Source organism: Proteus sp. fly-1067 (assembly GCF_040139345.1).
Classification (GTDB): Bacteria; Pseudomonadota; Gammaproteobacteria; order Enterobacterales; family Enterobacteriaceae; genus Proteus; species Proteus vulgaris_B.
The window spans coordinates 212,075-219,488 of sequence record NZ_JBEEUL010000006.1 but is presented as its reverse complement, the minus strand read 5'-3'; the positions used below and the strand labels follow the sequence as shown (position 1 = coordinate 219,488).

6 protein-coding genes are annotated in these 7,414 nt (G+C 36.8%); 3 read left to right on the top strand and 3 right to left on the bottom strand.

What is annotated here, in order from left to right; translation table 11 throughout:
* From ABN217_RS10895 to ABN217_RS10885, 3 genes are all read left to right on the top strand, one after another.
* On the top strand, window positions 1-231 hold a 231-nt coding region (locus tag ABN217_RS10895; protein WP_502935124.1), incomplete at its 5' end, for a fimbrial adhesin EcpD family protein.
* A 139-nt stretch (window positions 232-370) separates the two neighbouring features.
* Window positions 371-1,057 carry a fimbrial biogenesis chaperone gene (locus ABN217_RS10890; protein WP_340893843.1) on the top strand — a complete coding sequence of 229 codons (687 nt, stop codon included), beginning with the start codon at window positions 371-373 and terminating at the stop codon, window positions 1,055-1,057.
* 466 nt (window positions 1,058-1,523) lie between these two features.
* Window positions 1,524-2,108: a common pilus major fimbrillin subunit EcpA gene (locus tag ABN217_RS10885; RefSeq protein WP_196554845.1), complete on the top strand. Its 585-nt coding sequence runs from the start codon at window positions 1,524-1,526 to the stop codon at window positions 2,106-2,108.
* Between the two features lie 77 nt (window positions 2,109-2,185).
* On the opposite strand, the gene ABN217_RS10880 is transcribed toward ABN217_RS10885, so the two are convergent.
* The 3 genes from ABN217_RS10880 to ABN217_RS10870 are packed head-to-tail and all read right to left on the bottom strand — an operon-like array spanning window position 2,186 to window position 7,163.
* Window positions 2,186-3,463 carry a sigma-54-dependent transcriptional regulator gene (locus tag ABN217_RS10880; protein ID WP_072068990.1) on the bottom strand — a complete coding sequence of 426 codons (1,278 nt, stop codon included), beginning with the start codon at window positions 3,461-3,463 and terminating at the stop codon, window positions 2,186-2,188.
* The gene (locus tag ABN217_RS10875) at window positions 3,441-5,816 is read right to left on the bottom strand and encodes an ATP-binding protein (RefSeq protein WP_196554846.1); all 2,376 of its coding nucleotides are present in this window, start codon (window positions 5,814-5,816) and stop codon (window positions 3,441-3,443) included. Before ABN217_RS10875 ends, ABN217_RS10880 begins: the two co-directional genes overlap by 23 nt.
* Before the next feature lie 57 nt (window positions 5,817-5,873).
* The gene (locus ABN217_RS10870) at window positions 5,874-7,163 is read right to left on the bottom strand and encodes an ABC transporter substrate-binding protein (RefSeq protein ID WP_340893844.1); all 1,290 of its coding nucleotides are present in this window, start codon (window positions 7,161-7,163) and stop codon (window positions 5,874-5,876) included.
* Window positions 7,164-7,414: the final 251 nt, after the last annotated feature.

The window sequence follows — 7,414 nt, the reverse complement described above, 5'->3', positions numbered from 1 at the left end:
GCTTGCGATAATGTGCCTATCTCCATTAAAGAAGCACTCTGGACCCAGACCGCATGGCCTCATCCTTATCAGTTAGAAGGTTATTTTTATCGTACTGATTTACAACTGACTATTCCAATGAATGAAAGTACCTCACTTTTCTCAATGGAAGGTGAAGACTGGATTGGTGTGGTAGAAGCCCGTGGTTATGTCAATGTATTTGCTGAATGGTCAGGGACTGATATTCACTAACAGTCAGACTGGTCGATCAACGGGTATAAATTTAGTGTTTATACCCGTTTTACTTTTGAACCTATATTATGCGATCTAGATTAACGGTATTATAGTGTGGTTTATTACTGATTATTAAAAAGCGAATTAAAGAGATAGAATGAAAAAAATATTAGAATTTATCAGTACATTAGCATTATCAGCACTAACATTTTCAGCCCATGCCCTTTATGTAGGTTCTGAGGTTTTTACTCTTGAATCTGATAAAACTTTTTTCTCTCGCACTTATCTTAATAATACAGACAGAACGAATCTTTATAAAATTCATGTCTATAAAATCGAAAAACCGGGAGGCAAAGAAAAAGATGAAAAACAACTCCCTATAGATGATGGTGAAATACTTTATACACCTTTGCAAAAGGTATTATTACCTAATGAACATGAGTTTTTTAAATTATTTTATAAAGGTGCCAAAGACGATAAAGAGCGTTATTATCGTATTATTATTGAAGAAACTCCTGTTAACTTAGTACCTTATCAAGAAAACAGTAAACAACCTTTAGTCGTTCCGACTGTTGGATTAAACACTGTGATGGTTATTCGTCCTCGTGAAATGAAATTCAGTTATGATCATAATAATGTTGCTGGCACCATCAAAAACACAGGCAATACTTATTTCCGTTTACTGCTAAATGATAAATGCGATTCTGACGAAGAAAATGCCAAGATATTACAGCTATTACCCGGCGAAAGTTACCAACATCCTTGGCTAAAGAAAGAGCATAAACAATTTATTATTGCCTTTGACCGTTATATTGGGTTAAAGAATAATTGTGCTACAAACTAACCTTAATGCTGATAAAAAAAATAAAGGTAGCCTAATAAGCTACCTTTTTTATTGTAAAACGAATCATTCTACCGACACCATTACCTTTCCTATTATTTCCTCTCATTTGAAAGAAAATGTAACTTTGTTAAATATATAATTTTTGTAAATACATAATTAATTAAATTAATTTATATCTTGTCATATTTATCATTTTTAACTTTTGACCAATAATCATAAAAAGACAATAGTAACAACATAGACCATTGATTATTAATAGTTTTACATTATTAACGATAAAGTTATTTTTATTACATTTTATTCCTATTTTTTTATGACGTTTTAAATAAACTATTTTTCAAATTTATACGATAATTTATCTAATGATTCATCTTTTTTAGATGCTCATAATTTTATTTATAAATTCATGAAAAAAACTTTTTAGCCGATATTGCTATTAACGTCGATAATTTTTTAGGAATAAACCATGAAAAAATACCACGTACTACTAAGCTTATTACTGACAGCATTTACCACGACTGCAACTTATGCAAACAACACAACTTCAATACAAACTGTTGCAAATTGGCATGCTACAGCAGTAAAGAAACCACAGAGTGAATTAGGCGTAACCCCTTTAAATGCCCTACATTTTGAAGTGACAGAAAATAACCACTTTAATACACAAAATGGGGCTTTTGATATCACCGTTAAAGATGCCGAAGGGGCAACAGACTTTAAATTGACTTCGAAAATTATTAGTAATGAACTTAAAAATGCGACTGATAATTCTGTATTAACAGTGAAAGCAAACTGGAACGGCAAAACATTATCAAATAATCAAGAAACCGTTATTCTTGATAATCAAAAAGGTATTCATCATGGACTGGTGGCTGAAAATAAAGAGTCAGAGAAAAGTGAGCTGAAAAGCCTTCAAAGTGCTTTTTTATTTAATATTATCAATGGCTCTCAAACTGCCGCATCATTGCCAGAGGGTTTGTGGGAAGGCGCTTTACGTATTGAGTTTACCAGTAAGTGGTCAGGCGATTTTGTAACACTCGCTGCAAGATAATTCAATTGATATATCTTAAAAGAAAAAATGTGAAAGAGCGCCTGTATGGCGCTTCTTTGTTATTCAATGGGATTAAATCAAACCTTTGGTTTATAGCTATCTTTATCGAGATCATGTTTTTTCATTCGTAAATACAGCTTTTTACGTGGAATACCTAAATAATCCGCTACATCACTGACTCGACCCGCAAATAAATATAATGCATCCTCAATTAATCGACGCTCATATTCATCGACTAAGTTATCCAAAGGACCTTCTGGTGGAATAATCGCTCTATGTTGTTCACTATCCACCATTTTCACAATACCTACCGCATACAATTCCGCCACATTTCGTAACTCTCGAATATTACCCGGCCAATCATAACGTTTTAAAATATCAAGATAATTACGATCAATCTTCGGTACCGCAATACCAAGTCGCTGTGCACTTTGTCTCAAAAATGCTCTAAATAGCGGAATGATATCAGGACGCCTCGCACTTAACGGAGGCAATGAAAAAGTGATTTGTGAAAAATAGTAATAAAATTCAGGGATTAATCGCCCTTCTGTTACCAATTGCTGTGTATTATTTTCTAAAATCGCAATCGTTCTAAAATGGCGCTTTCCTTGACGTTCGATATCTAACAGATAAGAGCTTAACCAACGTTGTGCTTCTGATGATAAATCATATGGAGAACGCAAAATTAATGTTCCGACTTCATCTGCCTCAATTTGAGCAATAACCTGTTTGATATCAGATAAATTTTGACAATCTACCGTTTGAATAGTTTTATCACGGTGTGGGCTTAACTCATGTAAGAGTTGAGCAAGAAGGTGACGCCCCGTTCCCATCTCACCTTCAATCATTAAGTCTTTATCGATATCGGCAATTTGTTGTACTTGCTCTCTGATCGCTGTGATTTGTGCGCTGTCACCCACTAATCGCTCTTGAGTAGTGCTGATTACCGCATTTCTAAGGGCAAGAATAGACTGTCGTTCTTTATGTGCTTTTGCCACCAACTCTAAGAATAATGGCGGATTAATTGGCTTTTCAATAAAGTCATAAGCACCTTTTTTTACCGCTTCAACGGCCAACGGTATATCGCCATGCCCCGTGATCATAATAACTGGGATACGAGGATCAATATGTTTAATGCGTTCAAGCACTTCCATACCATTCATAGCAGGCATATAAATATCGAGCACAACAGCACCCTGCCACTCTGGAGTTAAAAGGCTAAGTGCTTTTTCAGGCGAGTCAGTCACCCTGGCAACCATACCCGCGAGATTAAGCAAATGACGATAAGATTCAAGAATATCTTCATCATCATCAATTAATAGAACATCAATATCAGGCATGAGTGATTGTGTCATCAGTAAACTCCAAAACAACCATAGCGCCACCGTTTAGCGCCGAGGCCAAATAAATTTCATAGCCAAACCGTTGCATAATAGAACGGCAAATGGATAACCCTAACCCAAGCCCCACATCTTTTGTAGTGGTAAACGGGGTAAAAAGTTTTGGTAAAACAGCAGAATTGAATCCTTTTCCACTATCAGCGATCCCCACCAATTTTCTTTTAGGATCAGCAGATAAGAGATCAACAGTGATCTGGCTTTCACCAATACCCGCAATGGCATCCATCGCATTAACAAATAGATTAACCAAGACTTGCTCGATTTGTGTCGGATCGGCACAAATGGTTAATTCATCAGGAATATTATTCGTAATGATGCACTGCTCTCGCTTGGAACGAGACTCTACCAGCACCATTGCACTTTCCACCAGCTCTTTTAATGGTGCTGATACAAAACTAATTTCAGATGATGATTTACGAGAGAAATTACGCAATGCTGTAATAATTCGATTCATTCGCGCACAAAGCTTTTCGATGCGCTCTATAGAATCAGGCAATTGATCGTATTTTTCCATCTGTATGGTTAGTTTTGCACTATACAAATAGGTATTAATTGCAGAAAGAGGTTGATTAAGTTCATGCGCAAGACTTGTCATTGCTTGCCCTACAACCGCCATTTTAGCCGCTTGCACCAACTCTTCTTGCGTTTGAATTAGGTGTTTTTGTGCTTGTTCACGACGCACAATCTCTTCATTTAATTGCTGATTCTTATCTTGTAAATCTTGTGTTTTTAATGCCACCAGCCTTTGAAGTTCTAATCGACTTAACTCTTGGCGCGTAATATCCGTGATAGTAACAATATATTTATGCTCATCTTTATGCGGATACTCTCGAATATTAAATTGTAAAAAATGAGGTTCACCTGCTTTTACCATGCGAATAGTACATTCACTCTGCCCTAAACGATAAAGCTGACTAGTTGAGCTAAATTGCGCTTTAAGCATTGTGCTCGCCTCGCCACTAAACAGTAACCAAAGAGGCTTATTACTTTGCTCTTTTCCTGTTCCTAATAACGTTGCCGCACTTGGATTAACCGTTTCCATCCTGCCATCGTGGTGGCAAGTAATTAAACTTGCATCAGTGTTATTGATAAGATTTAACGCATTACTAGCTTCAACTTCTTTCATTTGACGCCAAAAACGACGAAGTCGCCGACTTAATAAACCAATTTCATCTTGCCCTTCAATCAATACTGGCTCGGTTAAATTACCTTTGGCAACATGCGCTAAGTCATCACTTAGTTTATTCAATCTTGCGATAAGTCTTCTATCAATTAAGATTTTCATCACAATAATACTGAGCAATAAAGAAGCGACAATAATCGCCACAATAACAATTTTTCCCGTTGCCATCAGTTTACGGGTATTGCCATTGAGTTTATTTAACACTTCACTGGTCGCCAAAACATTACCACTTACTGCATTATCAAACTGAGATAACTTTTCATTTAATTCAGGGGTTAATGCTTTAAGCTTTTTTTCGTTTTCTACATCATCAATCAGTGTTTGATAGATATCACCGTCATAACGGGTGATCGCAATAATCTCTTGTAATACTTGGCGGTGAGCAATAGTCGAAGGATAGCTCTTTAGCTTCTGATTTAACGAAATAATTTCATCAATTTTGACACTGATATAGTGAAAGGCAACATCAATATCACGGCTATAACGTTGGTGAGCAATTTCTTCAACTAAACCAATTAATTCATTCTCAGTGGTAAATAATTCTTGTAATAACGTTGATTCTAATAACAATTGTAAGCTATTTTCCTGCACATTTTTTTCATTGAGCATTTGGCTGACATGCCACTCTATTTCATTAAGTAGCGGTTTAATATCTTCACCAACCGCGTCATGCATCCAAGCCAACTGTCCCAATAATTGAGCAAGGCGATTCTCTAACTCACGCCGTTTATCTAGTAATACATCCTGTTGATTAATGAGCTCAGATAGTTCATCAACAAGTTGAGTATAAAAGTCACGTTGCGGTGTTTGTTCAATAGGGAATTCACGTAAACTATCTAATAACTGATGAATTTCCTGCTGTTGTTGCTCTGAAACTGATTTTCTCTGTGTCTGCTCTCGCTCTTTTAATAGCATTTGTAAATTGGTGCTATAACGCTCCATATTATAGCTGGTGGTTAACATCGGTAGAGATTCTCCCACTGATGCATTAATTTGTGTCGCCAGTTTTCCCCACATAAAAAAGATAACCACACCAATCAATAAGGTGAGTAAAGAACTAAAGATAAACGCCATATACAGGCGTCTACCTAGTTTGCCAAATTGTTTAGGCACTAATAATTTCATCCGTAATACCTTTCATAAAAACAGCGCTTCCTGCTGTATATCTGAACCACAAGGCGGTTAGGGTGATTTTGTCTCTTTCAATAAAACCAGTGCTTGCTCGAGCCTTTCTGCTTCTAATGTACGCCATTGGTACAGCACAGCTAATGCTTGATCAGAGTATTCTCGCTGATCTGCTTCCTTCATAAATAATGCTTGTAATGTTGGTGAATTTGCCTCTTTTTCACTAATAAGCACCGAACTTGCTATTTTTCTTGCTTTACTGATCGCAGTAATACGTTCTGGGGTTTTATTTTCCTGTTTTTCTGCTTCATGAATATCATTCCAAACTTGGCGCATTAAAGGAAAATTATGCGTGATCATTTGATCAAATAACGCATTAACGACTTCACTACGACGATAAGCCTCATTGCTGTTTAAAATAAATTCTGTGTTATTAGCAAGTTCATCGTTATTACGTAAGATCTCTTTACTTAATGGGATCTTTGCCATATCACTTTTATAGATGATCTCTTGTCCTTCATCCGATAAAAGAAAGGCAATAAATTTGGCCGCAGTGTCTCTTTTACTGCTTTCCGCCACAATGGCGACATAAGCAGGTAAAATAATCGATTTATCAAAATAGCTAAACTCAACAAAATCAAAGCGTTTTTGATGGTTAAAAGCATAGTTATCAATAATTGGCCCAGCGCCGACAATACCTCTGGCGATAGCATCACTGACACGTGAACTACGTGCGGAAATGGAAGAAAGATTACCACTCGTTTCCAGTAAGATCTGCCATCCTCGCTCCCAGCCATACTCTTGTAGCACATTTTCCACCATCAATTGCATCGTGCCAGAGTTCGCCGGTGTGGTCATGGTTAAGTGCCCTTGATAAATTGGATCACTTAAATCAATCCAACTTTTCGGTGCAGGAAGCCCCAACTTTTGCAAGTATTGTGTATTGCTCATAATACCAATACCGGAATAGCCAACCGTGGTTATCTTATCGTTTAAGATATCACTATGGCGAGTTAACCATTTTGGCGTTTCATAATTAACAGGTAACCGCGCCAGTAGCCCTTCTCTATCTAGATGATGGAAAAAGTTAGCCGAGGACGACATCACAATATCCACAGGTTGTGTGGGATATTGCTTCATCATACGTGTTGCTATCGCGACACGACGATAAACCACTTGCACTTTGGTATCAGGATAACGTGCGCTAAAAGCTTCAGTGAGTGGTCGCATTGGTGTATCTGAAAGCGTCGTCAATATAACAAGTGGCTGCTCATCACTACGTACCGGAGTGATAAACAGCCAACTAAACAATAAACAGACGAGGCTAAGTGTTATTTTTATTCTCATGACATACCCCTGATTTTGTTTTGAATAAACATAAAAATGTGTCGAACTTCAAACTTCTGATATTTAGCAATATTTATTATTTTTAGCTAATGAGTCCTTAATGACCCATTTACAACAATGATACGACGATATCTTCACTCATTTTTAAACCAACGCCTAATAGCAATGTTACAAATTTGACTCACCGATTCAGCAGAATGTGTCATCGATGACTCAAATTCCGTGTTTTGCGCCAAGATGACCTAAATGAA

Excerpts from the sequence above, each read along its gene's own strand:
- ABN217_RS10890 (WP_340893843.1), top strand. The coding sequence starts at position 371 with ATGAAAAAAATATTAGAATTTATCAGTACATTAGCATTATCAGCACTA.
- ABN217_RS10870 (WP_340893844.1), bottom strand. The coding sequence starts at position 7,163 with ATGAGAATAAAAATAACACTTAGCCTCGTCTGTTTATTGTTTAGTTGG.
- ABN217_RS10875 (WP_196554846.1), bottom strand. The coding sequence starts at position 5,816 with ATGAAATTATTAGTGCCTAAACAATTTGGCAAACTAGGTAGACGCCTG.
- ABN217_RS10880 (WP_072068990.1), bottom strand. The coding sequence starts at position 3,463 with ATGACACAATCACTCATGCCTGATATTGATGTTCTATTAATTGATGAT.
- ABN217_RS10885 (WP_196554845.1), top strand. The coding sequence starts at position 1,524 with ATGAAAAAATACCACGTACTACTAAGCTTATTACTGACAGCATTTACC.